The organism is Parapontixanthobacter aurantiacus (assembly GCF_009827635.1).
Taxonomy (GTDB): Bacteria; Pseudomonadota; Alphaproteobacteria; order Sphingomonadales; family Sphingomonadaceae; genus Parapontixanthobacter; species Parapontixanthobacter aurantiacus.
On the sequence record NZ_WTYW01000001.1, the window covers coordinates 128,612 to 154,781 of the forward strand.

Below are 26,170 nucleotides of genomic sequence, written 5' to 3' on the forward strand. Positions count from 1 at the left end.
GGCCGGGATAGGCCTCAGGCAGCTTCCTCTTCCATCGTCGGATAGTCGGTGTAGCCTTCCGCGCCCGGCAGATACCAGCTCTGCGGAACGTTGACATTGGGGGCGAACTCGGTCCCGGCGGCAATGCGTGCGGGCAGATCGGGGTTGGAGATGAACGGACGACCGAAGGCGACCGCTTCGCAGCGTCCGCTCTCGACATCGCTCGCCGCCTCGGCTCCGTCATAGTCGGAATTGAGAACGAGTGCGCCCGAATAGACGGCCCGAATGACGCCGTCCTGCTTGGGCACGTCGGTCGAGCCGAACGTACCATCGGGACCCGGCTGCCGCAGTTCGACGAATGCGAGGTTCAGTTCCTCGCACACTTCCGCGGCGGCGCCGAACGTCTCTGCCGGGTTGCTGTCGTCGCATCCTTGCGAATCCCCGTTGGGCGAGAGGCGGACGCCGACCCGGTCCGAACCCCAGACGGAGATCAGCGCCTCCAGCACTTCGCGCAGGAAGCGCGTGCGGTTCTGCGGCGACCCGCCATATTCGTCGGTGCGCTTGTTCGTTCCGTCACGCAGGAATTGGTCGACGAGGTAGCCGTTCGCGCCGTGCAGCTGCACACCGTCGAAGCCCGCCGCCTTCGCATTCTCGGCAGCCTTCCGGTAATCCTCGATCGTGCGGGCGATGTCCTCTTTCGTCATCTCGCGAGCCTGCTCGTAGTCCTTGCGACCCTCGGGCGTATGCGCGTGGCCGGGGGCGGTCGTCGCGCTGGGAGAGAGGGGCGGCTGTCCGCCGAGGAAGTCGGGATGGACGAGGCGGCCCATGTGCCACAGTTGGCAGACGATGAGGCCACCTTCCTCATGCACGGCGCCGGTCGACAGCTTCCACTTTTCGGTCTGCTCTTCGCTCCATACGCCGGGCGCATTGGGCCAGCCGAGCCCCTCGACGCTGATGCCGGTCGCTTCCGTAATGATCAGTCCCGCCGAAGCACGCTGCCGGTAATAGGTCGCCATCATCTCGTTCGGCACGAAACCGGGCTGCGAAGCGCGACCGCGTGTCAGCGGCGCCATGAAGATGCGGTTCTTCGCCTCGAAAGCGCCCATCGTCAGGGGTTGGAAGAGAACGTCGTGCATAGGCTGGTCCTTCGTGGATGAATTGGTTCGGTTTGCCAGCTAGGGCTGGGCGGTGAGCGTTACAACCCGTCCTGCGGCCTCGGATGCCGGAAAGCCAGCGGGCGAACCGCTGCTGCGACACTGGGCGGCGCTTCTTCTCGGCAATGTGGCGCTCGCGCTCGGGCCATGGGCGGTAAGGGTGGCGGATACCGGGCCGGTCTCGGCCGGGTTCTGGCGCCTCGCGCTCGCCGTGCCGTTCCTTTTCCTGTTCGCGCGGGCGAGCGGCGAAAAGGTGTTCGCCATCCCGCGAAAGGCCGCCATACTGGTGCCGGTTGCCGGCATCGCCTTCGCGCTCGACCTTGCCAGCTGGCATATCGGTATCGCCCAGACGCGGCTCGGCAATGCGACGCTGTTCGGCAATTCGGGTAGCCTCGTCCTGCTCGTCTCCGGCTTCGTGCTGGCGCGTGCATGGCCCGGCGGCCGCGAGTGGCTAGCGCTCGTCTCGGCGTTTCTGGGGGCGGGCATCCTCATGGGGCGCAGCCTCGAGATATCCGCCGCGACGCTGGTCGGAGACGTCTTCGCCCTCGTCGCCGGCCTGTTCTACGCCGTCTATCTCCTCGTCCTGCACGATGCGCGCAAGGCGCTGGGCAGCTGGAGCCTGCTGACGCTCGTCTGCATCGCCGGGGCTCCGGTGCTCCTCCTCATCGCGCTGGTGTTGGGCGAGCCGGTCTGGCCGCGCGACTGGACGCCGATCGTAGCTTTGTTCATCGGGAGCCAGCTGATCGGGCAGGGCGCGCTCGTCTATGCCTTGCGGCACTTCACCCCGCTCGTCATCGGGCTCGCGCTGCTGACGCAGCCGGCCATCGCGGCAATCTATGGTTTCCTGCAGTTCGGGGAAGTGCTGGGCGCAATGGACATAGCGGGCATGGTGCTCGTCGGGATTGCGCTCGTCTTTGCGCGGGTGCGGACGGCCTAGCGTTCGATCTTCTGCAGGAAGATCTGGTAGCGCGCCTCGACCTCGGTCAGTTCCGGGCCGACGAGATGCTCGCGCGCCTGCGCCGCCAGCCGGTCGCCTTCCTGCTTGATCTGCCCGCGGCGGGTCTCGTCGTCGAGCGTCGTCGCCGCATCGACCAGGGCGTCGAACGTCACGAGCGTCGCGATCCGGCTCGTCGCCACGCCCCCACGCATCGCGCCGAAACCGCGCGTCAGGTAATGCTCGAAATCGTCGTCGAGCGTGATGAGGTGGGGCTCTTCCCCGTCCTCGGCGAAGCTGCGATTGAGGTCGCGCTTTGCCAGTTGCGCCGTTGCCGCGCCGAGCCAGTGAACCGCCGTGACTGCCGTGAAGGGATCGTTGATGCCGGGCGACAGCGCGCGCAGGCCGATCTCGACCAGTTCGTCGATCAGGAACTGCATGTCCTGGCTCGGCGTGCGCATGCTGCCCATGGTGAAGCATTCGCGCACTTCGTCGTCTGGCGATTTCTCGATGGCGTCCATGTCCGCCCAGTAAGCGAGCGGCACGTCGGGATGGACGAAGTCGCCGGTGCGAATGGCGAGTTTCAGGGTTCCATTCTCGCGCTTCGCCAGTCGTTCGAGCCGCTTGAACGAGATGATCTGGATGTAGCCCGTTTTCTTCGCAATGATCGGGACGCCCTCCGGCGCTGCCCCCGCGCGATCCCCGGCATTGTCGCGTGGGAAACGCTCCTCGATCTCGTCGAGCAGGCGCCTGCCGATCCCCTCCAGCACGCTGTTGATCCGGATGGAGGCGGGGACGTGGTTGAGAAAATAGACGAGCACCGCCACCGAAAACGCCATCATGATGAACGCGATGAGGAGCGAGAGCTGCGGGACGAAACCCGGCAGCGTGCTGGCTGCGGCGACTTCGAGATTGGGGGCCGCCTCGTCCTCCGCCCGCACGGTCCGCAGCACGGTGATCGAATAGACGAACGTCCCGATGAAGGTCGCGAGGCTGAACTGATTGCCGCGATCCTCCATGAAATTCGTGAGCAGCCTTGGGCCGTAATTGCCGCTGGCATAGGCGACCGCCGCGATGGTGATGGAAAAGACGGTCGAGGCGACGCTGATCATCGTTCCCGAGATGACGGTCAGCATGTTGTTCGCCCCGTCGGGGCGGGCAGGCTGCAACCAGGTTACATCGTTGAGAAAGTCGGCGAAGCCGTTGCGGTCGAGATAGATCGTGAACAATGCGAGCGACAGCGAGACGAGTGAAAACAGCGCAGGCAGGAACCAGTAGCTCGCATTGACCGAAGTCCAGAATTTGGTCAGCTTCGCCATTTATTCTTCCGTGTCCTTTTCGCGCCGCTCAAGAAAGCCGTTGAGCGCTTCGCGAATGTCCTTCGCATCGCCCTCGAACGCGCCCTTTTCGATGGCATGGCGAGCCCATTCGCGGGCCTGTTCTTCCAGAAACGCAACCAGTTCCGCATTGTTCACCTGCCGCGCGACCCGGCCGAAATTGTCGATCATGCGAATGGTGACGGAAGGATAAGCCGAAGCGGCCTGACGAAAGCCTTTGAGGGGATAGTCGTAGAAACCCCGGAAGTCCTGTCCGGGCAATTCGAAACGCGGGGCCTTTTCGTAAGCCGCCACCTTCTCCTCGGAAACCCAAAGCGTCTCATGCGCGACCATCGCGTCGGCCATCCGGTCGGCGCAGGCGAGCGCGGTATAGAAATCGTTCACCGCAGGGGACAGCGCCCGCGCGGCGATCTCGACCAGCAGGCGAATGTCGAACACCGCGCCCTGGCCCCCGCTTCTGAACTGGCCGATGGGAATGCTGCGGCACACGGTTTCGTGATCCGCACCGCCGTTCTCCAGCAGCGCGAGCGGTTCGCCTGCCATGACGTGCCGACCCGGCGGCGCGCAGAAGCGGATGCGGCCCGGATGCGTCGCCAGATCGCTGGCGAGGCGGTCGAGGTCGATCCCCTCAACATAGCCCGAACGAGGGGCTGCGATCCGGTCGGCGAAATGCCCCTGGAACGGATCGGCGACGACGATGGCCGGGCGGTCCCGTCCGGCATCGCGCGCGATATGGGCGATCGAGCGGTCGACGAAGATGGTGCGGCCCAGATCGTGCAGGGCAACCGCCAGCATTGCGACGTTGACGGTCTCGAGCAGGATCAGCGCCCATAACGTGCCGTGCGGAATATCGGCTGCCGCGGCATCGGGATCGATGGCCGCGAGGACGACGAGCGAGAAGATGAGATTGAACGACAAGCCACCGAGCGAAATGCGCGTCAGGCGCTTGTCCAGCCACCGGTCGATCAGGCGGACACCGAGATTGGCGGTCGCAATCGTCAGGACGAGCAGAGTGATCGAGAAATAGAGGGTCAGCAGCGCCGCGTTGACACCGGCGACGACGCTCGCGAATTCCTGCGCTGCCCCGGCGACCGGCACGAGGGCGAGGTTGTCGGCGTAGATATCCGCGCCGAAGCCTTCGCGATCGATGGTCAGCGCCGCCCAGGAAGCGGGCAGGGCGATGATCGTCGCTGCGAGCGGAACGGACCAGTAACTCGCCGTAAGGCGGTGCAGGACCCAGCCGAACAAGCCCTTTACCGGACCCCCTTCCATCATGTCGAACGTTCCCCCTGATGACGGCGGACAACCCGCTGGCAACCAAACGTGCGATGCCGCGTTTCGTTGCGGCACTCAATGCGAGCCGCGAGGGGGTGGATCCGGGTTAGGTGCGTTCGTCAATTTCTCTTCGGGAGAAAATACAATGAGTACACTTAGCGTAATACCGGTCCAGCAGGGGGCGACACCGCCAATCGGCTCGCTGCCGGCGACGCTCGGCAATATCGAGAATTACATCCCGCTGACGACCGGTCAGTACACGACTGGCTCGCTGATCCTCATGGTCAGCTACGGCGCGCATTTCGCCTTCATTCTCTACTTCCTGATGACGAGCATGCAGCTTGCCCCGCGCTATCGCATCGTGCCGATCCTCTCCGCCGTGGTCATGGCGAGTGCGGGTCTCAGCCTGCTGCGCGAATTCTCCCTTTGGCAGGAAAGTTATGCCTTTACGGGTGCCGTCTACCAGCCGCTGGCCAATGGCGAGACCTTCACCAACGCCTTTCGCTACGGTAACTGGACGATCACCGTTCCTATCCTCCTGACGCAATTGCCGATCGCCTTTGCCCTGTCGCGGCCCGATCTGCACAAGCGCGCCCTGCGCATGGCGATCCCGGCGCTGCTGATGATCTGGACAGGCCTTTACGGCCAGTTCGGCGAAGCGGGCGACTGGTCGCGTCTCAATATCTGGGGTATCATTTCGACCGTGTTCTTCGTCTGGCTGATCCTCGAAGTGCGCGGCACGATCAGCGCGGGCATTGCGAGCAGTCCGGCAGAACTCAAGGCGTGGCCGAAGAACATCTGGTGGTTCTTCCTCGCGACGTGGGGCCTTTACCCGATCGCCTACGCGCTGCCGCAACTGGGCCTGACGGGCGATGTCGTGGTGGTTCGCCAGCTGCTCTACTCGATCGCCGACATCTCGGCGAAGCTGATCTACGGCGTCATCCTGTCGCGCTACGTCCTGCGGCGCAGTGCGCTCGAAGGCTACATGCCGGCAGCCGAAGCTTTGTCGACCACGCCTGCGGGAGCGCAAGCCGCTTCGATTCGCGGAGACTAGGGCTTGCTGCGCGCGACGCGGATCATAAGGCGGGGGCCCTGGCACGATGCCGGGGCCCTCGTTTCGTGGAGCGCGCTTTTCCTTGCCGTTGCCGCACAATTCGCGGGCGGCACGTTTCCCGTCGCACTCGGCCTCATCCTGTTCGCCGCCGGCCTCTCACACGGAGCCGGTGACGAGCAGGGCGGTACGATGCAACGCTACGGCGTGCTGGAGGCGCTTGCCTATCTGGTCGTGGGGGCGGCGGTCGCCGGCCTGTTTCTGACCGCGCCGATCGCCGGTCTCGCGCTGTTCCTCGGGCTGTCGGCGTGGCATTTCGGGCGGAGCGACTGCGCGATGGGCGAACTGGCGCGCTATGCCATCGCGGCTCTTGCGACCGGAGGCAGCGCGCTGTTCCGCCGCGACGAGACCGCGCGGGTGTTCGAAACGGTTCTGGGTCAGGCACCGGCCGATCCGCTGATGACGCTGCTCGCCCTTGTCGGGGCGGGGGGCTGCGTCCTCGTCGCCTTCGCCCTGTTCCGCAACCAGCGCGGCTGCGGGGAAGCGGCGATCGCCTTGCTCGCGACGGCGTTCTTTCACCCGGTGCTGGCGGTGGGCCTCATCTTTCTCGTCGGCCATGCGGTGCCGATCCAGCGGCGGCAGATCGCGCAATACGGTGCGGCAACGGTCTGGAAAGCGGTGGCCCTGCCGACATTGGTCGCGACGGCGGGTGGTATCGCCCTCGCGGCACTCGTCTGGACCGGCGCGCTCGACGTGCGGATCGCGGCGGCACTCGCCTTCGGCCTTGCCACCCCGCACATGCTGACCGAGCGACTGGAGCGCTAGGCGCGCATCAGACCTTGCCGAGGTCGCCCTTGCCGATGGTGCCGCTCGCCATCTCGAGCATCCGGTCGAGGCTCTGCTTCGCCTTGAGGCGCAGCCCTTCCTCGATCTCGATCCGCGGTTCGAGGTCGCGCAGCGCGGTATAGAGCTTGGGCAGGGTGTTGAGCGCCATGTACGGACAGATGTTGCACGCGCAATTGCCGTCCGCGCCGGGCGCACCGATGAAGTTCTTGCCCGGCAGAGCCTTTTCCATCTGGTGGATGATGTGCGGCTCGGTCGCGACGATCAGCGTATCGCCCTGGAACGTCTCCGCAAATTGCAGGATGCCGCTGGTCGAGCCGACATAGTCGGCGTGGTCGATGATCGTCGGCGGACATTCGGGATGCGCGGCAATCGGCGCACCCGGATATTGCTGCTTCAGCTTCAGCAATTCGGTCTCGCTGAAAGCCTCGTGGACGATGCACACGCCCGGCCAGAGCAGCATCTCGCGATTGAACTTGCGGCTCAGATAGCCGCCCAGATGCCGGTCGGGACCGAAGATGATCTTCTGATCCTTCGGGATCTGCTGGATGATGGTTTCCGCGCTGGAACTCGTGACGATGACGTCGGACAGCGCCTTCACCTCGGTCGAGCAGTTGATGTAGGTCAGCGCGATGTGGTCGGGATGCTTCTCGCGGAAAGCCCTGAACTTCTCGGGCGGGCAGGAATCCTCAAGGCTGCATCCGGCATCGAGATCGGGCAGCACCACGATCTTTTCGGGGGACAGGATCTTTGCCGTATCGGCCATGAACTTCACTCCGCAAAAGGCGATGACGTCCGCGTCCGTTTCCGCCGCCATCTGCGAGAGTTGCAGGCTGTCGCCCACGAAATCCGCGAGGTCCTGGATCTGCGGCTTCTGGTAGTAATGCGCGAGGATAACGGCATTGCGCTCCTTGCGCAGCCGCTCGATCTCCGCCAGCAGATCGTCGCCGGCAGGCATGGTCTTGTCTTGAGCGCTCATCGTCGTATCCCGTCAATTGCGTGCTGTCTGTTCCCGATATAGGTCGAACGGACGGGATGGCGAGGCCGTTCCGGCGCTTTTTGCCTGGATCAGCTTGTCAGGCCGAGGGCGTAGTCGCGAAACGGGCCGAACCGGTGAAGCAACTGGATCGTCGCAAAATTTGCGATAAGCGCCGCTCCGCCTAAGGTCAGCGCGGGATGCACTTCGCCCAGCACCTTGCCGTCATGCCGCATCGCGAAGGCGAGGACCAGCAATTGGGCGGCCAGCTGCGGCCAGACGAACCACGTGCCCATCAGCGGCAGCGGCAACAGCCTGCCGAGCACCGGCTCCAGCAGCACGATCATGACGACCAGCATCAGTCGCCGGTGCCAGTCGGTCCGCTTGCGATTGGCAATGGCGAGCGCGACCAGCACGCCGAAGGTGAGCGACTGGCAATAGGTGAGGGCGAGGAAATAGGCCGGGTCGAAGAAGGGCGGCACGCGCCCCAGTGACAGGGTCACGGTGCCCACGGCAAAGCCCGTCGCGACTGCCAGGGCGGCCAACGCGGCGCCCGCCCAGCCGAGCGGCCGATGCCAGGACAGTTGTCCTGTCGCCGCGAGCCAGCCCTGCACAACGTAAAGCCCGACCCAGCCCGCCATGATGACGGCGTGCAGATGCGTAATCGCCGGCATCGCGGTCATGTCGGTAAGACCGCGCAACGAGAATTGCGCGAAAGCGAAAAACGTCAGCAACGCGAGCGCGACCGCCAGCCTGCCGTAAAACCTGTTATCCGCCGCGAATGGTGTCTTTGGACGTTTCGCCTGCCCGCCTGCAGGACTTGCACTGGTCGCCATGAAGCGTCTCCCCCTCGATGAGAAAACCGATCTGCGACCTTGAGCACGCTTTCTACATCAGGGGACGAAAATCCGTCAACTACCCGCCTGACCCGAAGCGGCGTTCTCGCCGTCGAAACTCACCTCGACCTGCGCGTTCTCGTAGCCTGCGACCTTGAGCGGCGTCGTCAGGTTCTGCGTCACCGCGGCGCGGGCCGCATCGCGCGCCAGCCGCAGCAGGACAGGGTTGTTCGCGTTCTTCACCGCCTGCGTTTCCGCCTGCCTCGTATTCGCGCGCGTCAGTTCGTCTTGTGCCTCGCGGCTGATCCAGATGCCTTCGCGCAGATATTGCGCCCGCGCCTCGTCGAGATTGGGCTTGCCGACCGTGATGTCCGGCAGGCGGACCGACAGCGTTTCGCTCGCCTCGTCCCAGCCGAGCCGCGAGGCATCGACGCCCGACAGGTCGAGCGTGTAATCCACGCGCGCCGGAATGACCGCCACCTGCCGCGAATTGACGGTGCCGAAGAAGCGGCTGTCCGTGCTGGAGACGACCGGGGCGAGCTGCGCGGAAAAGACCGTCAACCGGTTCTGTTCCTCGAACGCGATGAGGCTCGTCGCCAGCGGGTCGCCGTCCGGATCGGGTCCGAAGGCGCGCCAGCCGAGCCATGCCACCACGGCGAGCAGCGCAATGACGAGGAACCACGGCACGACGCGCAGCGGATTGCCGGTCCTGCGTTCGGGAAGCGGCGGGTCCGTGCGAATTTCGGGCGAACGCACGCGGTCGGAAGGTCTCAGACGGTCTGCCATATTTCTCCCGTTCGCTCTACGAGGCCGCGCTTTTCGAGGTCGATGAGATGCGCCGTCACCGACATTTCCGCCGCCGGGATGAGCCGTTCGTCGAGGCCCTTGTACATCGTGCCGATGAAAGCCGGCACGGGCCGCGCATCCTCGTTCAGCAGGCGCAGGATCTGGTTCTCTCGCTGGCGGCGATGGCCCATCATTCCGCGCACCAGCTGTTTCGGCTTTTCCACCGCCGGACCGTGGGCCGGATAGTAGATCCGGTCGTCGCGTTCGCCGAGGCGTCCGAGGCTCTTCATGTAATCGCCCATGTCCCCGTCGGGCGGCACGACGACGCTGGTCGACCAGCCCATTACGTGATCGCCGGTGAACAGCGCGCCGCTTTCCTCGAGCGCGAAACACAGATGGTTCGACGTGTGGCCGGGCGTATGTACGGCGCGCAGCGTCCAGCCGGTTCCCTGCATCGCTTCCCCGTCTTCGAGGACGCGGTCAGGCGCGTAGGTCCGGTCGAACGGAGCATCGGCGCGCGGTCCTGCATCGTTGAGGACGAGCGGCGCGCAGCCGACCACCGGTGCGCCGGTGCGCTCTGCCAGCGGAACTGCGGCGGGCGAATGGTCACGATGCGTATGGGTGCACATGATCGCGGCGACCTTGCGCCCGGCCAGTGCATCGACGAGCGCCGCGACATGATCCGGCTCGGCGGGGCCGGGATCGATGACCGCGACGTCTTCCTCCGCGCCCACGATATAGGTCTGCGTCCCGGTATAGGTGTAGGGGGAGGGGTTGGGCGCGAGGACCCGCGCAACGAGCGGTTCGCACTGCTCGACCTGCCCGGTCGGCCACGGTTTGGGAGGGATCGCCATGGAGGGGATATGGTGGCGGAACGCCGCTTTGTCGAGAACCCGCGCTGGTGACGATAACGGCGGGGACGGGTCGGCGATGCGTCTGGCGGGGGAAGGTTTCGGCGGTCGTCACTTGCACCCGCGCGGGCCGGGCGGCAAGACTCGGTTCGCTAGCGGTTGGAGGCGGAAGCATGTCCGATCGGTTGGGGAGGGAACGAAGAAGACAATGGCGCAGCGAATTCTCGTACTCGACGAAGGCACGACATCGACGCGCGCGATGCTGTTCGACGAGGCAGGCCGGGTGCTCGACAGCGAACAGGCCGAATTGCAGCAATATTATCCTGCCCCTGGCCGGGTCGAACACGACGCGGCGGAGATCTGGGACAAGACGCTGCGCTGCGCTCGCGCGGTCGTCGAACGCGCAGGCGGGGCCGCCGCCATCGCCGCCATCGGCATCACGAACCAGCGCGAAACGGTCGTCGCCTGGGACCGGGAAAGCGGCGAGCCCTTGGCCCGCGCCATCGTATGGCAGGACCGGCGCACGGCGGATTTCTGCGCCGCATTACAGCGGGACGGGCATGAGGACAGCGTGCAGCAACGCACCGGCTTGCTTCTCGACCCCTATTTTTCCGCGACGAAGATGCGCTGGCTGATCGACAACGAACCGGGTGTCGCCGCCGCTGCTGAAGATGGTCGGCTGGCGCTCGGCACGGTCGAAAGCTGGCTCGTCTACAAGCTGACGGGAGGCCGCTTCGTCACCGATGCGAGCAATGCCTCGCGCACGCTGCTCCTCCCGCTCGACGGGGCGGATGGCGGATTCGACGCGGAACTGTGCGCCCTGTTCGGCGTGCCGCAGAGCGCGCTGGCAGAGGTGGTCGATTGCGCAGGCACGATCGGGGAAACTTTACCGGAACTGTTCGGCGCGGCGCTTCCCATTGCGGGCATGGCGGGCGACCAACAGGCAGCGACGATCGGGCAGGGGTGCCTCGCGACGGGGGAAACGAAGGCGACCTACGGAACGGGCGCCTTCATCCTTGCCAATAACGGCTCTGCCCTGCCGCGCTCGCAACACCGCCTGCTCGGCACCGTTCTCTACCAGTTAAACGGCGAGCGCACCTACGCGCTGGAGGGATCGGTGTTCGTCGCGGGCAGCCTCGTCCAGTGGCTGCGCGATTCGCTGGGGGTCGTCGGGACCGCTGCCGAGACCGAGGAACTGGCCCGCTCCATTCCGACGAGTGGCGGCGTCGTGATCGTGCCCGCGCTCTCGGGGCTGGGCGCACCCTACTGGAAGGCCGAGGCGCGGGGCGTCATCGCAGGCCTCAGCTTTTCGAGCGGGCGGGCGCAGATCGCGCGCGCGGCGCTGGAGGCGATGAGTTACCAGACCGCGGACCTTGCGCGAGCCTTCGCCGCCGACGGGGCGGAATGGACCTCGCTCAAGGTCGATGGCGGGATGAGCGCGAACGACTGGATGGCGCAGGACATCGCGAACATGCTCGACCTGCTGGTGGAACGCCCCGCCATGGTAGAGACAACGGCGCTGGGCGCGGCGATGCTGGCGGCGGTCGGGGCCGGGGTCTATCGCTCGCTGGAAGAGGCCGCCGATGCGATGCGCGGCGAGACGGCTATCTTCGCACCGGAGATGGGGGATGAGGAACGCGCCGAGCGCCGCGCATTATGGGAGAAGGCTCTCTCAGCAATCTGATCAGTCTCTGTTGGACTTCGGTGGGAAGTCGAATGGCGTGCCGAAAGGAGTTCGACGAGCCTCAGAGGTTGCTCCGGCCATGATGCCGGAAGGCTCATCATTTGCTCGGTGTTCCACGACCGGATTGCGGGTCTAGGTGCCCTTGAGGTGCGTTTAGACATCAATGTGGACGCTGACCGCTCATGCGCGGCCAAGTTCATGAAAAGACACGATTATCCGCCGAAAGCGGCTTCGAGTTTGCCTTTGATGTCACCGATGCTTCCCTGGTCGTTTGCCGCCGTTTCCCGCAGTTTTGCGCGCTCCAGCCGCGAAATCTGGCCGTGAAGACTCTCCGATCGGGCGATGATCTCCTGCGTATCACGGTCGAGCAGCGCGACCTGCTCGGGATCGGAGGGGTTGACCTCCGGCAAAGGCCCGAAAGCCTTGACTTGCCGAGCGGACAACTCGCCCGCGAAGAAGGCCCGCTGATTGAGCAGCCAAGCCAGCATGTGCATCACCCGCGTCGTCGTGCGCAAGGTCTCCACCGACAGCGCCAGCGCCTGGAGATTTCCTTTAATATCGGACACTTCCTCGCGCTTCCGGTTGAAGGTTTCGCGCGCCTCGTCAGCCAGCATCAGCGCTTCGCCGTATAGCGTTTCGACGATCTTTGCGTTGAGCGTTCCGTGCGATGGGTCGCCGTCAAGTGAGTTCTGAAGGATGTTCGTCATGACCACTTCCATACGCTCGAACTGCGCGATTGGCTAACGAAGCAGCGGAAATTAACGTTGAAATTCAAGCTCCGTGCCGTTCCGGCACAATTCGCTCTATCAGGCGATGATGTCCGGCAGGAGGTTGTCCTCGACTGCGGATATCCGGTCTTTCAGGATGAGCTTGCGCTTCTTGAGCCGCGCAATCTGCAACTGGTCGACATAGCCGCGCTCCCGCCCGGCTTCGGTCAGCGCCGCGATCGCAGCGTCGAGGTCGCGGTGTTCGGACAGGAGCGAGCCCAGATGCTTGCGCAATTCCTGTTCCGTCATGCCTGTCATTCTCGTCCCTCGAACAATCGGTCTTCCTGGCAAAGCGATTACGCTCACGGTTCGTCGCATGACGCGCCGCGGTCGTCTCGACGATGCTTCGCTGCCCCTTCGCATACCGACCGAGATATGATTGTATCGTGAAGTTCGCGAATCGGAAAGCACCGCTCGGTAGAACGGTCCGACCAAAACAGGAACGCCAAAAACGAAGGAGATGCAGATGGTATCGTCGCACGTTGCCGCCCTTAACGACAAACATGCCGGCCTCGAAGCCCGGCTGGCAAGCGAGCAGAGCCGACCGCATCCCGACGATACGACGATCAAGCGCCTCAAGCGTGCAAAGCTGAGGATCAAGGAGGAACTGGCCGGTCTCTAGAGACCGGTTGACCCTCAATTCTTCGCCCCCGCCGATAATGCGCGGATAGCTTTTGCCTTGCAGTGGAAATTGTTGTTACTCTCGCAACCATGTCCGCCGCAGCTTCAGCCCGATCGATCCTTACCGGCATGCACGAGGTCATGGCCTCGCGCATGCACGCGCAAGGAAAGCTCGACCGCGTTGCCGAAATCGTCAGTGAAAGCCTCGATAGCGAAGTCTGCTCGATCTACCTCCTGCGCGAGGGCCAGCTCGAACTGTTCGCGACCAAGGGCCTCAATCAAAGCGCGGTCCACGTTACGCGCATGGCGATCGGCGAGGGGCTGACCGGCACGATCGCCGAAAAGAGCGAGATGCTGAACCTCGCGGAGGCGCGCTCGCATCCCGACTTTCTTTATCGCCCGGAAACGGGGGAGGAGAAATTCCATTCCTTCGCCGGCGTGCCGATCGTCTATCGCGAGCGCGTTGTGGGGGTGCTTTGCGTCCAGCACGTCGAACCGCGCCGCTACGAGGATGTCGAGATCGAGGCGTTGCAGACCACGGCCATGGTCCTGTCCGAGCTGATCGCCCATAACGAGCTTATCGACGAGGAGGAGGCGCTTGCTCTCGGTCGCTATGGCACCGAGCCGGAGCTCGTGTCCGGGCTTACCCTCGTCAAAGGACTCGCCTTCGGCAACGCGGTCTTCCACCAGCCACGCGTCGAAATCGGACAGGTCGTCGCAGAGGATACGGAGGCCGAGCGCCAGCGCGTATACCGTGCGTTCGACCGGATGCGCGAACAGATCGATGCGATGACGGTCCAGGTGGAGTTCGGCAAGGGCGGAGAGCATGAGGAAGTGCTCGAGACCTACAAGATGTTCGCCTATGACGAGGGTTGGTCGCGCCGCATCAACGAGGCGATCGACAGCGGTCTCACGGCCGAAGCTGCGATCGAGCGGGTCCAGCAGCGAACGCGCATGAGGATGCGCGAAATCGACGACCCGTTGCTGGCCGACCGGATGCACGACCTCGAGGACTTGTCGAACCGTCTGCTGCGGATCGTTTCCGGCCAGATCGGTACGGCGGCAACGCAAGGACTTCGCCGCGATTCCATCCTTATCTCGCGCAATCTCGGCCCGGCGGAACTGCTCGAATACGACCGCAGGCGGCTGAAGGGCGTTGTCCTCGAAGAAGGATCGCTGACGTCGCACGTGGTTATCGTCGCCCGCGCGATGGGCATTCCGGTGCTAGGGCGGGTCGGCGGCTTGCGGGGGCGCATCAGGGAAGGCGAGGAATTGCTGCTCGATGCCGATCAGGGCGTGGTCACGCTGCGTCCAGCGGCCCCCATGATTGACGCGTTCGCGGCACGCACCGCCAAGTCGCGTGAAAAACGCGCCGCTTACGCGGAATTGCGCGACGTCGAGCCATTCACCCGGTGCGGCACTCGTATCGTCGTGATGATGAATGCGGGTCTGCGGGACGACATGTCGTCGCTGCAACTGACGGGGGCAGACGGCGTCGGCCTGTTCCGGACGGAATTCCAGTTCCTTGTTTCGGCCTCGCTGCCGCAACGCGAGCGCCAGACGCGGCTCTACCGCGACGTGCTCGACATCGCTGGGAGCAAGCCTGTCGTCTTCCGTACCCTCGACATCGGGGGCGACAAGATGGTCCCCTATCTCCGCTCGGATGGTGGCCCGAGAGAGGAAAATCCGGCTATGGGCTGGCGTGCGCTTCGCCTCGCCCTCGAACGCGAAGGCCTGCTGAAGGTGCAGGCGCGCGCATTGCTCGAAGCGGCGGCAGGCCGCGAGCTCAACGTGATGTTCCCGATGGTCAGCGAGCCGTGGGAATTCGACGCCGCCAAGGACGTTTTCGAGGCCCAGCTCGCTTTTCTGAAGTCGCGCAAAAAGCAACTGCCGGACGCGGTGCGCTACGGCGCGATGCTGGAAGTGCCGGCGCTAGCGGAAGTGCTCGATCAGCTCGCGCCGCGCCTTTCCTTCCTGTCGATCGGCACGAACGATCTGACCCAGTTCCTGTTCGCCGCCGACCGCGCCGATCCGCGCCTTGCCGGGCGCTACGACTGGCTCAACGCTTCCATTCTTCGCTTCATCCAGCGGATTGTCGGTTCGCTCATAGGCTACGACGTTCGCCTCAGCGTATGCGGCGAGATGGGCGGGCGGCGGCTGGAGGCCCTCGCGCTGCTGGGTCTTGGCATCACGCGCCTGTCGATCACGCCAGCGGCGGTCGGGCCGATTAAGGAACTGATCCGGAAGGTCGATTTGAACGAATTGAAACCGGCAATGCAGGCCTGGCTGGCTTCGCCGCCCGAAAGCATGCGCGACGAACTGACGCGCTGGGCGAGCGAACGCGACATCGATATCGAGTAGGTTCGCGCAGCATCTTGCGCAACCATGCAGGAAATGGCGGAAATCCGCCTCGTTTCTTGTTGGCTTCGCTTGACAGGAAGGGCGTCGAGGCTGTTTGTTGCGAGAAGCGATAAATCGCGGGCGCGCAGGATAACGAAATGATCGACGAGACGGACGAAACCCAGGACCACGACGGTTTCATGGACGAAGGCGAAGGTGCCGGATATGGCGGCGTCGGCGCGACGCTGGCCGATGCGCGGCGCGAAGCTGGTCTCGATCTGGCGCAGGTCTCTGCCGAAACGCGAATACCGGAACGACATCTGAGCGCGATCGAGCGCGGTGATTTTGGGGCGCTGCCCGCTCGTACATACGCAGTGGGTTTTTCGCGCACCTACGCCAAGATGCTCGGCCTCGACGATCGCGAGATTGCCGATCGCGTTCGTGCCGAAATGGGCGTTTCCGAGGCCGATCATGCCGACCGTCCTGCAAAGTTTGAACCCGGCGATCCGGCTCGTGTGCCATCGCGTGGTCTCGCCTGGTTCGGCATAGTCGCTGCAATAGTCCTGCTGGCCGGAATTTACGCGTTCTACAGTGCCTACTTTTCGCCAGGCATGGGGCCTGCGCCGCTCGAGGAAGAGCAGGCTCCGATCGCCGCAGCGCAGACGCAACAGGCGGCAGCCCCGGCGAATGCGATCGATCCGGCAGGTGAGGTCGTCTTCACGGCGCTTGAGGATGGTATCTGGGCGCGTTTTTACGATGGAGAGGGCGAGCGGCTCTACGAGGCGCAGATGTCGCGCAACGAGACATTCGTTGTCCCGGCCGATGCCGAAAATCCGCAGATATGGACCGGGCGGCCCGATGCTTTTGCTATCACGATCGACGGGAAGAGCGTGGCGAAACTCGCCGAGGACGATTTCGTCATGCGCGACCAGCCGATTTCGGCAGAGGCGTTGCTCGCACGGCAAGAAACCACGCAAACGCCAGCGGCGCCGGTTGCTACAGACGGTGCAACCTGAGGAGCTTGGGTTTCGCAAACGGTTATCGCACATTCAGCGATGCCGAATTATAGGACGAGGCTGACGCCCTCACACCATATTTGCGAGGGGACAATGATCGGACGGAGTAGATGAGGATGGGTTTAGGACAGGTCTTGAGGGCGACGCGCCTGATTGCGGGAAGCGCGGTGGCGGGGGCGTTGCTGGCGACTTCCGCACCGGCGATGGCGCAAACCGACGATGCCCGGTTGCGCAAGATCGAACAGGAAATCCGCGCCCTTCAACGCCGCGTATTTCCGGGCGGCGACGGACGCTTTTTCGAACCGGAGATTGCTCCCGGGCAGCCTGCGCCTGCCGAGCAGAACATCGCCCGACCCTCGACCAGCGCGTTGACGGACGTCCTTGCAAGGCTCGATGCGCTCGAACGTCAGTTGCAGCGTCTGACCGCCCAAACCGAGACCAACGACAATGTGCTGCGGCAATTGACGGACCGCGTCGAGATGCTCGAGGAAGCGAATGCTCCGCCGCCGGCTCCGGCCCTGCCGCGGGAAGGAGCGATCGACACCGGGATGGCTCCGGGCAGCGGTAACGGCGCACCGGCACAGGTGCAGGGACCTTCGCCCGAACGGATCGCGGCGGTTCAGGCGATCGTCAAACCCTCGACCGGCGATGCGGGCGATGACGAATATGTGTACGGCTATCGCCTGTGGGAGGCGGGTTTCTTTCCCGAAGCGCAGCAGCAACTGACGAAATTCGTTCAAGCCCACCCCAATCACAGCCGCGCGACATTTGGGCGCAATCTTCTCGGCCGGGCCTATCTCGATGACAACAAACCGCGCGAAGCAGCGTCCTGGTTCGTGGAGAACTACAACGAAAACAAGCAGGCAGCCCGCGCAGCCGACAGCCTTTTGTATCTGGCCGAAGCCATGATCGCGATCGATGATACCGAGCGCGCGTGCATTGCTTTGGCGGAGTTCAGCGAGACCTATCCGGCGCTCGCGGTCGGCCGGCTGTCTGACCAGTATCGGGCATCGCGCGCGAAGGTGCGTTGCAATTGACAAGGCGATCGATCCGGCGCTGACGCGGCGCTTTGCCGCCGATCTCGACGCTCTCTGGCACGAGCGTTCGGACTGCGACACGCTGGGCGTTGCGGTTTCGGGCGGGCCCGATTCTCTGGCGCTCATGCTGCTGGCGAACGAGGTGCTTCGCGGAAAGATCGAAGTCGCTAGCGTCGATCATGGCTTGCGCGCGGAAAGTGCTGATGAAGTTCGGTTCGTTGCCGAAATCTGCGAGAAGCTCGGCATCGGGCATAGCAGTCTCACGATTGAGGTAGCGCCTGGCAACCTTCAGGCAGAGGCACGCAGGGCCCGCTATGATGCCCTCTCGCACTGGGTCATCAGCAAGGGGCTGGCTGCGCTCGCCACTGCCCATCATGCCGACGATCAGGTTGAAACGCTGGTCATGCGCCTCAATCGCGGAAGCGGGCTCGGTGGCCTCGCCGGCATCAGACCTCGCACCGTTGTTCCAGGAAGCGGCGTGACCCTTATGAGACCACTTCTGGGCTGGCGAAAAGCCGAGCTGGAGGCGCTGGTCCGTGCATCTGGGCTGAAACCGGTACGCGATCCATCGAACGAGGATGACAGCTTCGACCGTGTCGAAGTGCGCAAGGCTTTGGCAGATGCTGACTGGATCGATGCTGAAGCATGGTCTCGCTCAGCTGCGCATCTGGCCGAAGCTCTGCAATTCGTCGAAGATCAAGCTAAAGAAGATTTTGCCGCCAACGTATTGGAGCGGGGAGAAGCACTTGCCTATGTGCCGCGCGCTCCGAGCCTCGTCGTTACCGAAACGGTCGTGGCGATCATGGCAAATCTTGGCGCGTCCATCACGAGACGCGAAGCAGCCATGATGGCGGCACGGCTTGGTCGCGGCGAAAACGCGTCAATGGCCGGTATCTTGGTGACGGCCGAGAGAAGCGCGAACGACGCCACCTGGCTTTTCCGACCAGAACCGCCGCGCCGTACCGGCTAATAACAGACTAACCGTGAGCGCCGAACTCGTTCGCGATGGCGGCACTGATCCTGAGGATGAGGGCATAGGACTGTTCGATCGGATCGATATATTCTGCCCGGATCGCCGCGTAACTGTCGGTCTCGCTATCGGGATACTGGCTACCCTCGTTCAGATCGAAGTCGTCCATCTGCGGGAAATGCGTCGGAAACGCACGCCGCAACTGCGCGAGCGCGTCGTCGACACGTAAGGTGAAGACCATTTCCATGACGTCGTGCCGGCTGATGTCGTTGGCCCTGCTGAAACGTGGGATGGACGCGATCTTGATGAACATATGTTGCATCAAGGCAAGCCTTAGGGATTGTAAGACGCCAATCCTGCGCCGAACGGTCTCCCTGTCGTCGAGCGGCGCTTCGTCCGGAATGAGGGCGAGCAGGCGATGCAGTTTCAGGGCATCGACCCGAAGCTGCGATGCAAGCCGCCGGAAGGTGCCGTTGCGATCGTCGGAAATGAGGTATTCGGCCAGCGTCTCGCACGCATCGGACAAATGCTCCTCGGTTCCGCGATAGGGTCGGCTTGCCCAGAAGGCCGAATTGAACAGTTCGCCATAGGCTGCGACGGTCTTGATGCTTGCAAGTGCGTTGGATGCCCGGACGAGGCGGACGATCTGGCGACCGCGCGGGCTCTCGTTGATGAGAGCCGAGATGTCCTCGTAATTGTCGTCGGCCGCGCTGCCGACCCCGGCAATCACGTTCACCGGGTAGCCGAGCTGTTGCAGAATGGCGTTGTGAGGTATGGCCCGTATCTGGCGCAGGCTCATCTCACGCTCTGCGGCGAGGTCCGATTGCCGCCGCGACTTGCGGCTGCCCGTTTCATTCAGCAATCCCAGCCCGAAGGAAGTGATCGCGCGCGAATAAGTACGGCTTTTCAGGTAAGCTCGCTGGTGACTGCGAATGGCCCTGTAGAAATCGAGGCTTAGATCGGTTCGTTCGTAAAACGGATCCTCTTGCTTCTTTTGCGGCTCTGCCGGGCGAAGATGAACGATCTTCGATAACGTCGCCAAGGCAAGTTCCGGGGTCTCGAAGAACAGATAGCCGTCGCCGCCCTGAAAGCTGACTTCCGGTTCGAGCGTTATGCCAGCCTTGGCAAATCGTCCGCGCGCCCAGGGGGAGAGCGGCCATTCCAGTCGATCAGTGAAGCCGTTGGGATGCGCTCCGCGTCCCATGCTCTCGCCATGCGTGTTGAAGATGAGGGCGGCTACGTCCGTCAGGTCATTTCGCCGCATCGCCTGAGCAAGGCGTCCTTGCAGGCGTTCGATGGCAAGGCTTGCCGCGATCTGCCCGACGAACCGGCCCGCATCGGAGAAACCTGTCTGGATCGCCACCCGTCCGCGTCGCCGGGCGTAGTCCTGATAGGGGCGTTCCGAAAGCAGCGCATCGAGGAAGCGTCCGCCGTGTTCCAAAGCCTCTTCGGTTTCGAAAAGAGGGGACACGTCGATCTTGTCCGCAATGCCGAACAGCTTTCCGAAATAAAGTGCAGCGAGAACCGTCGCAGGCTGCTCGCATTCCGCGATCAACATGCGGATGGGCGTGTCGGCATCAATGTGCGACAGGATCTGCGCCATCGCGAGGAACTGGCGGATTGCGGTGCTGCTTTCGATGGCGAGCGCACCGAAATTGGTATCGAGAGGTTCGACGGTTTCGACCATCTCGCGAAGAGTCGAGATCGCTCCGCGGCTCGCGAGATCAAGATGACCGCTATCGGGCACGCGCCGGCGAATGGCATTGTGCAACTGGCTGGAATTGACCCGGAAATGGATGTGACCCATGCCGAGGCCGTCGCTCTGCATGGCGAGCGCAAGCGTGCGCAGGGCGATGGCCTTTTCGCCGGTCGATCGCGTCGCATCCTCGTCCAGTTCCGCTATGATCTTTTCAAGCGAAACGAGTTTGTCGGGGTCGTCCAGAGTCAGCCGGTTTGCGGCAGCGGACAGGGCCGCCGCGTCGCTCAAATCCTCGGCAAAATCCTTGGCGCGCGCCTCCGTGTATCGCTGCGCCTTACGCAAATTCTCCAAGAGCCGGTTATTCGGATCGATTGCTTCGAGATCGGAAGCATAGCGCGCAAGACGCTGCGCCTTTTCCTTGAGGCGGAAGCCGATCGAATCGAACCAGCGGATGTCGGTCCGACCGTCCATGTCGTAGCCGACCCAAGTGGCGAAGACGAACGGGCGCGGCGCGAAGTCATGCCAGTCGTCCGGCCAGCGCCCTCTGCCATCCTTCAGCAAAGTTGATACGATCCGGTCGCGCGCGTCCTGGGCGTTGGCGATAGCGCGCATCGCCCGGTCATGTTCGTAGGCCAGCGTAACGGCGGGTCGGTCGGCGGGCGGCAGGCAAATATCTTCTCCGATGTCGCCGGTCCTGCTTGCCGCTTCAGTGAGAGAATCGCTTTGTTCCGGCGTCAGCAGGAAGGTCGGGTGGGCGGTGAACACGGCGTGCAGTTGCGGCTTTGCCCAAAGCTCGTTCGCCTCATCGACAGTCGCGTCGTTCTCGATCAGATCGTCGAGCACCACGCCTTCCGGTTCGACCAGGCTGCGCAAGCGCATCGCCCGGTCGCGCAGCGTTCGACATTCCAGGTCGCTGACGATCTGGCCGAAAGCCGCGAGATCCATGCTCTTGTTCTCTAACGCGCGCGACAGGTCGAGCGAAAGTTGGAAGACTGGATTGAAGAGCGGCGTCTCGCGTGTCAGTTCGTGCAATTGCCGCAGGCGCTCATTGCATTCCTCGACCGAGGCGAAAGTCCGTGTCATGGCCGAAGCGTCCGTGCTTCCCGGGCGATCCGCTCCACGGTTGCCTCGTCCGGTGCGCCCTTGGGTGCGACCCAGCTTCCCCCGACGCACAGGACAGGATCGAAGGCGAGCCATTCCGCCGCACTCTCCGGTCCGATACCGCCTGTAGGGCAGAACCGGCATTGTCCGAACGGCGCCGCCAGTGCCTTCAATGCTGGCAATCCCCCCGCAGCGACGGCAGGAAAGAACTTGAACCGGTCGAGGCCGAGATCGAGGCCGCGCATGATGTCTCCTGCATTGGCGATGCCGGGCAGAAACGGCACTTCTGCACGAATGGCTGCTTTGCCGAGCGCCTCGGTGAGACCCGGCGAGACGATGAATCCGCTGCCTGCCTCGAGGGCGTCGGAAAGCTCGCGCTGATTGGTCACCGTACCTGCACCCACGATGGCCCCTTCAACCTGGCGCATCTCGCGGATCGCCTCCAGCGCTGCCGGAGTTCGCAGCGTCACTTCCAGCACGTTGAGGCCGCCAGCGACGAGCGCGCGCGCCAAAGGTTGGGCATGAGCGACGTCATCGATGACGATGACGGGAATTACCGGTGCCTTGCGCATGATTTCGTCGATGGTCATGTCGTTCAGCCTTCGTGCTGGCGTTGAAATGCGGCAGCCGCTCCGAAAAGGCCCGGCTGCGGGTGCGTGATGAGTTTAACCGGGATGCTCGCCATCAGGCTTTCGAAACGACCTTTCGCACGAAAGCGCTCTGCGAACCCCGATCCGACCAGTGTCTCCCGGATGCGGTAACCGAGCCCGCCCGCGATCACGACACCGCCGAAGCCGCCCTGAGCGAGGGCAAGGTCGCCCGCCACGCTGCCGAGCGAGAGGCAAAACCGATCGACGGCTGCCGCGGCGAGACTGTCTTCGCCACTCGTTCCACTGGTCCATAGATCGACGTCGTCCCGTTCGGTGACGGCCTTCTTCTCCATGGCGGCCAGCGTCTGGTAGATATCGACGATGGCCGGCCCTGACACGACCCGTTCCACCGAGACCCGGTTGTGCCGCTTGCGCAGGCGCGCGAGAATGGCGTCCTCGATCTGATCGAGGGGGGCAAAGTCGACATGGCCGCCCTCTGTCGCCTGAACCTGATAATGGTCCGCATCGCGATAGAGATGCGCCACGCCGAGGCCTGTTCCGGGGCCGATCACGCTGATGCGCCCTTCTTCAGGCAGCGGGCCTTCCGGTCCGGTCAGGTGAAGGAACTGGTCGTCCGGCGCGCGGGCGACGGCATGGGCGACTGCCTCGAAATCGTTGACGATGGTGAAGCGTTCGACGCCCAGCTTCGATGTGACGAGGGCGGGGCGGATCACCCACGGATTGTTGGTAAAGCGAATAACATCCCCGCCGACCGGCCCGGCGATCGCCATCGAAACCGCTTTGGGGAGGGTTCCGCCCTTTCGATCCTGAAACTCCTCCCAGGCCGTCTGGAAGCTCGCATGGTCTTCCGTATGGAGGGTTTCGGGTTCTTCCAGCTGGATCGAACCGTCCTCGGACAGCCGGGCGATGGCGAACCGGGCGTGGGTTCCCCCTATGTCGACAGCGACGACTTCGCGCTGCGCCATTACAGCCCTGCGCTCGCCAGCATGGCGGACCCGCCTTGCTCGGCCCCATCGGCATGATGGCGGAACATCGCAAAGAGTTCGCGTCCGAGACCCATTTCGGTCTGCGCGTCGTGAGCCGGAGTGCGAGAAGCCAGATCGGCGTCGGTCGAAAGCGTACCGGTTTCCGCACAGAGCTTGATCATGTCGCCGTCCTGCAGCAGCGACAAGGGGCCTCCGCCCAGCGCTTCCGGAGTTACATGGATGGCAGCGGGGACCTTGCCGCTCGCACCGGACATGCGTCCGTCGGTGACGAGGGCAACGCGATAGCCCTGCTCCTGCAACACGGCGAGCGGAGGGGTCAGCGCATGAAGTTCGGGCATACCGTTCGACCGCGGTCCCTGGAACCTGACGACCACAACGACGTCGCGATTGAGTTCGCCCTTGTTGAAGGCTTCGGCGACCGCGCGCTGCGTTTCGAAGACACGGGCCGGTGCCTCGATCGTCCAGCGCGACCGCTCGACCGCACTCGTCTTGAAGCATGCCCGACCGAGATTGCCTTCGACAAGTCGCATTCCACCGTCGGACTGAAAGGGCTGGGCTACGGTCGAGAGCATTTCGGGATCGCCGCTTTCGCCGATCTCGCGCCAGACGAGCGTATCGTCGTCCATGACCGGTTCCTTCGCATAATCGCCAAGGCCCTCGCCCCAGATGGTCTTGATGTCGCGATGAGCCAGTCCTGCATCGAGCAATTCGCCGATGACGTAGCCCATGCCGCCCGCCGCATGGAAGTGGTTCACGTCGCCTGATCCGTTGGGATAGACGCGGGCGAGGAGGGGCACGACGCTCGACAGTTCGGCAAGGTCGTTCCAGTCGAAGGCAATCCCTGCAGCCCGAGCCATCGCCGGGATATGGATCGCATGATTGGTCGACCCGCCCGTGGCCAGAAGGCCGATGGCCGCGTTGACAATCGCCTTTTCATCGACACACTGAGCGAGCGGGCGAAAGTCGTTCCCGTCCTTCGTGATTTCGGTCAGGCGATGGGTCGCGGCACGCGTCAGCTTCTGCCGCAGACCGGTGCCGGGGGTGACGAAGGCGGCTCCCGGAACGTGCAGCCCCATCATCTCCATCATCATTTGGTTGGAATTGGCAGTCCCGTAAAAGGTGCATGTGCCCGGCGAGTGGTAACTGCCCATTTCGCTCCGCAGCAGTTCCTCGCGCGTTGCCTTTCCCTCGGCGTAGAGTTGCCGCGTCTTCTGCTTGTCCTTGTTCGAAATGCCCGAAGGCATCGGCCCCGACGGCACGAAGATCGCGGGAAGATGTCCGAACCGCAATGCACCGATCATCAGGCCAGGCACGATCTTGTCGCAGATGCCGAGCAGCGCGATGCTGTCATACATCGCGTGGCTGAGCGCGACCGCAGTGGAAAGGGCGATCGCATCCCTGCTGAACAAGGAAAGTTCCATACCGTCCTGGCCCTGCGTGACCCCGTCGCACATCGCGGGAGTCCCGCCTGCGACTTGCGCCGTCGCGCCGAACTCGCGCGCGAACAGCTTCATCTGTTCGGGATAGCGACCATAGGGCTGATGGGCGGACAGCATGTCGTTATAGGCTGTCACGATCCCGATATTGGGTCCGCGGGCCTTCATGATCGCTTCCTGGTCTTCTTCTGCTCCGGCGAAAGCATGAGCGAGGTTGGAACAGGACATCGAATGGCGGTTCGGATCGCGGCCCGCCGCCTCTTCGACGAGGTCCAGATAGCGTCGCCGCCCCTCGCGCGAATTTTCGACGACTCGCTGCGTCACCTTCGCAACGACAGGATGCAGATTATTCATGCCAGCTTACCCCGTCACGTTCGGCCAGTGCGATGGCCGAGCTTGGCCCCCAGCTACCGGCGCTATAGCCTTGCGGCGTCAGATCGTTCTTCTGCCACAAGGCGCGGATGGCATCGACCCATTCCCATTGCGCCTCGACCTCGTCGCGCCGCACGAACAGCGTCTGATCCCCCTCGATGAGGTCCAGAAGAAGGCGCTCGTAGGCGATCCGGCGAACCGTCCCGGAAAAGGCGTCGGGCATCGCAATGTCGAGGGGGACGCTGCGCAAGCGGATGCCTTCCCGATCGAGGCCCGGCATCTTCGCCATCATCGACAACTGGATGTTTTCCTGTGGCTGGATGCCGATGACAAGCCGGTTCGGCTTGGTCGTCGCTCCGCGTCCTTCGAAGATCGAGTGGGGGATACAGCGGAACTGCACCACGATCTCGGTCACGCGTTCGGGAAGGCGCTTGCCGGTCCGCATATAGAAGGGCACGCCCTTCCAGCGCCAGTTGTCGACATGTGCCTTGATCGCGACGAAGGTCTCTGTGCTGCTCTCTTCGCCCAGTTCCTCGGCATAGCCGGCAACCGCCTCGCCCGAGATCGCGCCGGAGCGATACTGCCCGGTGACGGTTTCTCCGCCCGCGACCTCCCGCAGGGCACGCAGGACCTTCACCTTCTCATCGCGCACTGCCGTCGCATCGAAGCTCGTTGGCGGCTCCATCGCGACCAGCGCCAGCAATTGCAGCATGTGGTTCTGCACCATGTCGCGCAGCGCGCCGCTATCGTCATAATAGGCAACGCGGGATTCGAGCCCCACCGTCTCTGCGACCGTAATCTGGACGTGATCGATATATTGCGCGTTCCAGACCGGCTCGAACAGGAGATTGGCAAAGCGCAACGCCAGCAGGTTCTGGACCGTTTCCTTGCCGAGGTAATGGTCGATGCGGAAAATACGGCTTTCGTCGAACGCCGAGGCGACGGCGTCGTTGATTTCCTGGCTGCTGGCAAGATCGGTTCCGAGCGGCTTTTCGAGGCCGATCCGCACATCCCCGTCAGTCAGTCCCGCTTGCTGCAATCCCTTGATCGTGGGTTCGAAGAGACTCGGGGCTGTGGAAAGGAAGATTGCCAGTCCGCCATGATCTTTACCGACCTTGCGGGCGAGTTCGTCGTAACCCTCCTGCCTGGTCGCGTCGAGCGACTGATATGTCAGGCGATTGAGGAAATGCGCCATGCTTCCCCGGCGATTGGCGGGGAGATATTGCTCCAACGCCTCTCGCGCCAACTGGCGAAAGCCATGATCGTCCATTTCGGAACGCGCCGTTCCAATGATCCGCAGGTCGTCTCCGAGCAAGTCGTCCGCATCGAGCGCGCAGAGCGAGGGGAGCAGCATCCGTTTCGCCAGATCACCGGTCGCACCAAAAAGCAGCAAGGTTCCGGCAGTGAAGCCCATAATGCAAAATGCCCCTACGGAAATGTACGTCTCGCCCACGAACTTATGTTTAGCGCGTTAGCATCCACTTTGGTCAAGCGCCAAGGGACGCAGA

General features: G+C 63.6%; 23 protein-coding genes. 9 read left to right on the forward strand and 14 right to left on the reverse strand.

Annotated features, from left to right (window positions below):
* Nucleotides 1–14: 14 nt before the first annotated feature.
* Nucleotides 15–1,115, reverse strand: a complete 1,101-nt coding sequence (locus GRI38_RS00605) for an alkene reductase (protein ID WP_160681094.1) — start codon at nt 1,113–1,115, stop codon at nt 15–17.
* A 52-nt stretch (nt 1,116–1,167) separates the two neighbouring features.
* Here GRI38_RS00605 and GRI38_RS00610 point away from each other — a divergent pair, with 52 nt between their 5' ends.
* On the forward strand, nt 1,168–2,070 hold the full coding sequence (locus GRI38_RS00610; RefSeq protein WP_160681095.1) for a DMT family transporter: 903 nt from the start codon (nt 1,168–1,170) through the stop codon (nt 2,068–2,070).
* On the opposite strand, the gene GRI38_RS00615 is transcribed toward GRI38_RS00610, so the two are convergent.
* The gene (locus tag GRI38_RS00615; protein WP_160681096.1) at nt 2,067–3,386 is read right to left on the reverse strand and encodes a DUF2254 domain-containing protein; all 1,320 of its coding nucleotides are present in this window, start codon (nt 3,384–3,386) and stop codon (nt 2,067–2,069) included. The genes GRI38_RS00610 and GRI38_RS00615 overlap by 4 nt on opposite strands.
* Complete coding sequence (locus tag GRI38_RS00620; protein ID WP_160681097.1) at nt 3,387–4,679, reverse strand: DUF2254 family protein; 1,293 nt, start codon at nt 4,677–4,679, stop codon at nt 3,387–3,389.
* Between the two features lie 145 nt (nt 4,680–4,824).
* Between GRI38_RS00620 and GRI38_RS00625 the strand changes: the two genes are divergently transcribed.
* Both GRI38_RS00625 and GRI38_RS00630 read left to right on the forward strand, forming a co-directional pair.
* A complete protein-coding gene (locus GRI38_RS00625; RefSeq protein ID WP_160681098.1) occupies nt 4,825–5,733 on the forward strand; it encodes a bacteriorhodopsin in 909 nt (302 codons plus the stop codon).
* Nucleotides 5,734–5,736: 3 nt separating this feature from the next.
* Complete coding sequence (locus GRI38_RS00630; RefSeq protein WP_160681099.1) at nt 5,737–6,555, forward strand: Brp/Blh family beta-carotene 15,15'-dioxygenase; 819 nt, start codon at nt 5,737–5,739, stop codon at nt 6,553–6,555.
* Between the two features lie 7 nt (nt 6,556–6,562).
* Here GRI38_RS00630 and nadA read toward each other — a convergent pair whose 3' ends face one another.
* From nadA to GRI38_RS00650, 4 genes are all read right to left on the reverse strand, one after another.
* Nucleotides 6,563–7,552 (reverse strand): quinolinate synthase NadA, encoded by a 990-nt coding sequence (nadA, locus tag GRI38_RS00635; protein ID WP_202389809.1) that lies wholly within the window; start codon nt 7,550–7,552, stop codon nt 6,563–6,565.
* Between the two features lie 89 nt (nt 7,553–7,641).
* Nucleotides 7,642–8,385 carry an adenylate cyclase gene (locus GRI38_RS00640; protein ID WP_160681100.1) on the reverse strand — a complete coding sequence of 248 codons (744 nt, stop codon included), beginning with the start codon at nt 8,383–8,385 and terminating at the stop codon, nt 7,642–7,644.
* A 75-nt stretch (nt 8,386–8,460) separates the two neighbouring features.
* Nucleotides 8,461–9,171, reverse strand: a complete 711-nt coding sequence (locus tag GRI38_RS00645; protein WP_160681101.1) for a DUF4230 domain-containing protein — start codon at nt 9,169–9,171, stop codon at nt 8,461–8,463.
* On the reverse strand, nt 9,156–10,025 hold the full coding sequence (locus tag GRI38_RS00650) for an MBL fold metallo-hydrolase (protein ID WP_160681102.1): 870 nt from the start codon (nt 10,023–10,025) through the stop codon (nt 9,156–9,158). Before GRI38_RS00650 ends, GRI38_RS00645 begins: the two co-directional genes overlap by 16 nt.
* Nucleotides 10,026–10,230: 205 nt before the next feature.
* Here GRI38_RS00650 and glpK point away from each other — a divergent pair, with 205 nt between their 5' ends.
* Entirely contained in the window at nt 10,231–11,706 is a 1,476-nt protein-coding gene (gene glpK, locus GRI38_RS00655) for a glycerol kinase GlpK (RefSeq protein ID WP_160681103.1), read from the forward strand.
* 212 nt (nt 11,707–11,918) lie between these two features.
* Here glpK and GRI38_RS00660 read toward each other — a convergent pair whose 3' ends face one another.
* On the reverse strand, nt 11,919–12,413 hold the full coding sequence (locus GRI38_RS00660; RefSeq protein WP_160681104.1) for a DUF1465 family protein: 495 nt from the start codon (nt 12,411–12,413) through the stop codon (nt 11,919–11,921).
* Between the two features lie 99 nt (nt 12,414–12,512).
* Nucleotides 12,513–12,722: a YdcH family protein gene (locus GRI38_RS00665; protein WP_160682369.1), complete on the reverse strand. Its 210-nt coding sequence runs from the start codon at nt 12,720–12,722 to the stop codon at nt 12,513–12,515.
* A 217-nt stretch (nt 12,723–12,939) separates the two neighbouring features.
* Between GRI38_RS00665 and GRI38_RS00670 the strand changes: the two genes are divergently transcribed.
* From GRI38_RS00670 to tilS, 5 genes are all read left to right on the forward strand, one after another.
* Nucleotides 12,940–13,095, forward strand: coding sequence for a YdcH family protein (locus GRI38_RS00670; RefSeq protein WP_160681105.1), 156 nt, complete (start codon nt 12,940–12,942; stop codon nt 13,093–13,095).
* A gap of 89 nt (nt 13,096–13,184) precedes the next feature.
* Complete coding sequence (gene ptsP, locus GRI38_RS00675) at nt 13,185–15,455, forward strand: phosphoenolpyruvate--protein phosphotransferase (protein ID WP_160681106.1); 2,271 nt, start codon at nt 13,185–13,187, stop codon at nt 15,453–15,455.
* 137 nt (nt 15,456–15,592) lie between these two features.
* Nucleotides 15,593–16,450, forward strand: a complete 858-nt coding sequence (locus GRI38_RS00680) for a RodZ domain-containing protein (protein WP_237487295.1) — start codon at nt 15,593–15,595, stop codon at nt 16,448–16,450.
* Nucleotides 16,451–16,566: 116 nt separating this feature from the next.
* A complete protein-coding gene (locus GRI38_RS00685; protein ID WP_160681107.1) occupies nt 16,567–17,487 on the forward strand; it encodes a tetratricopeptide repeat protein in 921 nt (306 codons plus the stop codon).
* Complete coding sequence (tilS, locus tag GRI38_RS00690) at nt 17,390–18,457, forward strand: tRNA lysidine(34) synthetase TilS (RefSeq protein WP_237487296.1); 1,068 nt, start codon at nt 17,390–17,392, stop codon at nt 18,455–18,457. The genes GRI38_RS00685 and tilS overlap by 98 nt, the downstream gene beginning before the upstream one ends.
* 7 nt (nt 18,458–18,464) lie before the next feature.
* Here tilS and GRI38_RS00695 read toward each other — a convergent pair whose 3' ends face one another.
* From GRI38_RS00695 to zwf, 5 genes are read right to left on the reverse strand one after another with little or no spacing between them, the layout of a single operon-like run.
* On the reverse strand, nt 18,465–21,239 hold the full coding sequence (locus tag GRI38_RS00695; RefSeq protein WP_160681109.1) for a phosphoenolpyruvate carboxylase: 2,775 nt from the start codon (nt 21,237–21,239) through the stop codon (nt 18,465–18,467).
* Complete coding sequence (gene eda, locus GRI38_RS00700; protein WP_160681110.1) at nt 21,236–21,847, reverse strand: bifunctional 4-hydroxy-2-oxoglutarate aldolase/2-dehydro-3-deoxy-phosphogluconate aldolase; 612 nt, start codon at nt 21,845–21,847, stop codon at nt 21,236–21,238. The genes GRI38_RS00695 and eda overlap by 4 nt, the downstream gene beginning before the upstream one ends.
* A gap of 5 nt (nt 21,848–21,852) precedes the next feature.
* Complete coding sequence (glk, locus tag GRI38_RS00705; protein ID WP_160681111.1) at nt 21,853–22,833, reverse strand: glucokinase; 981 nt, start codon at nt 22,831–22,833, stop codon at nt 21,853–21,855.
* Nucleotides 22,833–24,644, reverse strand: coding sequence for a phosphogluconate dehydratase (edd, locus tag GRI38_RS00710; protein ID WP_160681112.1), 1,812 nt, complete (start codon nt 24,642–24,644; stop codon nt 22,833–22,835). Before edd ends, glk begins: the two co-directional genes overlap by 1 nt.
* Nucleotides 24,637–26,076, reverse strand: a complete 1,440-nt coding sequence (gene zwf / locus GRI38_RS00715; RefSeq protein ID WP_202389810.1) for a glucose-6-phosphate dehydrogenase — start codon at nt 26,074–26,076, stop codon at nt 24,637–24,639. The genes edd and zwf overlap by 8 nt, the downstream gene beginning before the upstream one ends.
* Nucleotides 26,077–26,170: the final 94 nt, after the last annotated feature.

Coding starts and splice junctions, on each gene's coding strand:
- GRI38_RS00605 (WP_160681094.1), bottom strand. CDS start 1,115: ATGCACGACGTTCTCTTCCAACCCCTGACGATGGGCGCTTTCGAGGCG.
- GRI38_RS00615 (WP_160681096.1), bottom strand. CDS start 3,386: ATGGCGAAGCTGACCAAATTCTGGACTTCGGTCAATGCGAGCTACTGG.
- GRI38_RS00620 (WP_160681097.1), bottom strand. CDS start 4,679: ATGATGGAAGGGGGTCCGGTAAAGGGCTTGTTCGGCTGGGTCCTGCAC.
- GRI38_RS00625 (WP_160681098.1), top strand. CDS start 4,825: ATGAGTACACTTAGCGTAATACCGGTCCAGCAGGGGGCGACACCGCCA.
- nadA (WP_202389809.1), bottom strand. CDS start 7,552: ATGAGCGCTCAAGACAAGACCATGCCTGCCGGCGACGATCTGCTGGCG.
- GRI38_RS00640 (WP_160681100.1), bottom strand. CDS start 8,385: ATGGCGACCAGTGCAAGTCCTGCAGGCGGGCAGGCGAAACGTCCAAAG.
- GRI38_RS00645 (WP_160681101.1), bottom strand. CDS start 9,171: ATGGCAGACCGTCTGAGACCTTCCGACCGCGTGCGTTCGCCCGAAATT.
- GRI38_RS00650 (WP_160681102.1), bottom strand. CDS start 10,025: ATGGCGATCCCTCCCAAACCGTGGCCGACCGGGCAGGTCGAGCAGTGC.
- glpK (WP_160681103.1), top strand. CDS start 10,231: ATGGCGCAGCGAATTCTCGTACTCGACGAAGGCACGACATCGACGCGC.
- GRI38_RS00660 (WP_160681104.1), bottom strand. CDS start 12,413: ATGACGAACATCCTTCAGAACTCACTTGACGGCGACCCATCGCACGGA.
- GRI38_RS00665 (WP_160682369.1), bottom strand. CDS start 12,722: ATGACGGAACAGGAATTGCGCAAGCATCTGGGCTCGCTCCTGTCCGAA.
- GRI38_RS00670 (WP_160681105.1), top strand. CDS start 12,940: ATGGTATCGTCGCACGTTGCCGCCCTTAACGACAAACATGCCGGCCTC.
- ptsP (WP_160681106.1), top strand. CDS start 13,185: ATGTCCGCCGCAGCTTCAGCCCGATCGATCCTTACCGGCATGCACGAG.
- GRI38_RS00680 (WP_237487295.1), top strand. CDS start 15,593: ATGATCGACGAGACGGACGAAACCCAGGACCACGACGGTTTCATGGAC.
- GRI38_RS00685 (WP_160681107.1), top strand. CDS start 16,567: ATGGGTTTAGGACAGGTCTTGAGGGCGACGCGCCTGATTGCGGGAAGC.
- GRI38_RS00695 (WP_160681109.1), bottom strand. CDS start 21,239: ATGACACGGACTTTCGCCTCGGTCGAGGAATGCAATGAGCGCCTGCGG.
- eda (WP_160681110.1), bottom strand. CDS start 21,847: ATGACCATCGACGAAATCATGCGCAAGGCACCGGTAATTCCCGTCATC.
- glk (WP_160681111.1), bottom strand. CDS start 22,833: ATGGCGCAGCGCGAAGTCGTCGCTGTCGACATAGGGGGAACCCACGCC.
- edd (WP_160681112.1), bottom strand. CDS start 24,644: ATGAATAATCTGCATCCTGTCGTTGCGAAGGTGACGCAGCGAGTCGTC.
- zwf (WP_202389810.1), bottom strand. CDS start 26,076: ATGGGCTTCACTGCCGGAACCTTGCTGCTTTTTGGTGCGACCGGTGAT.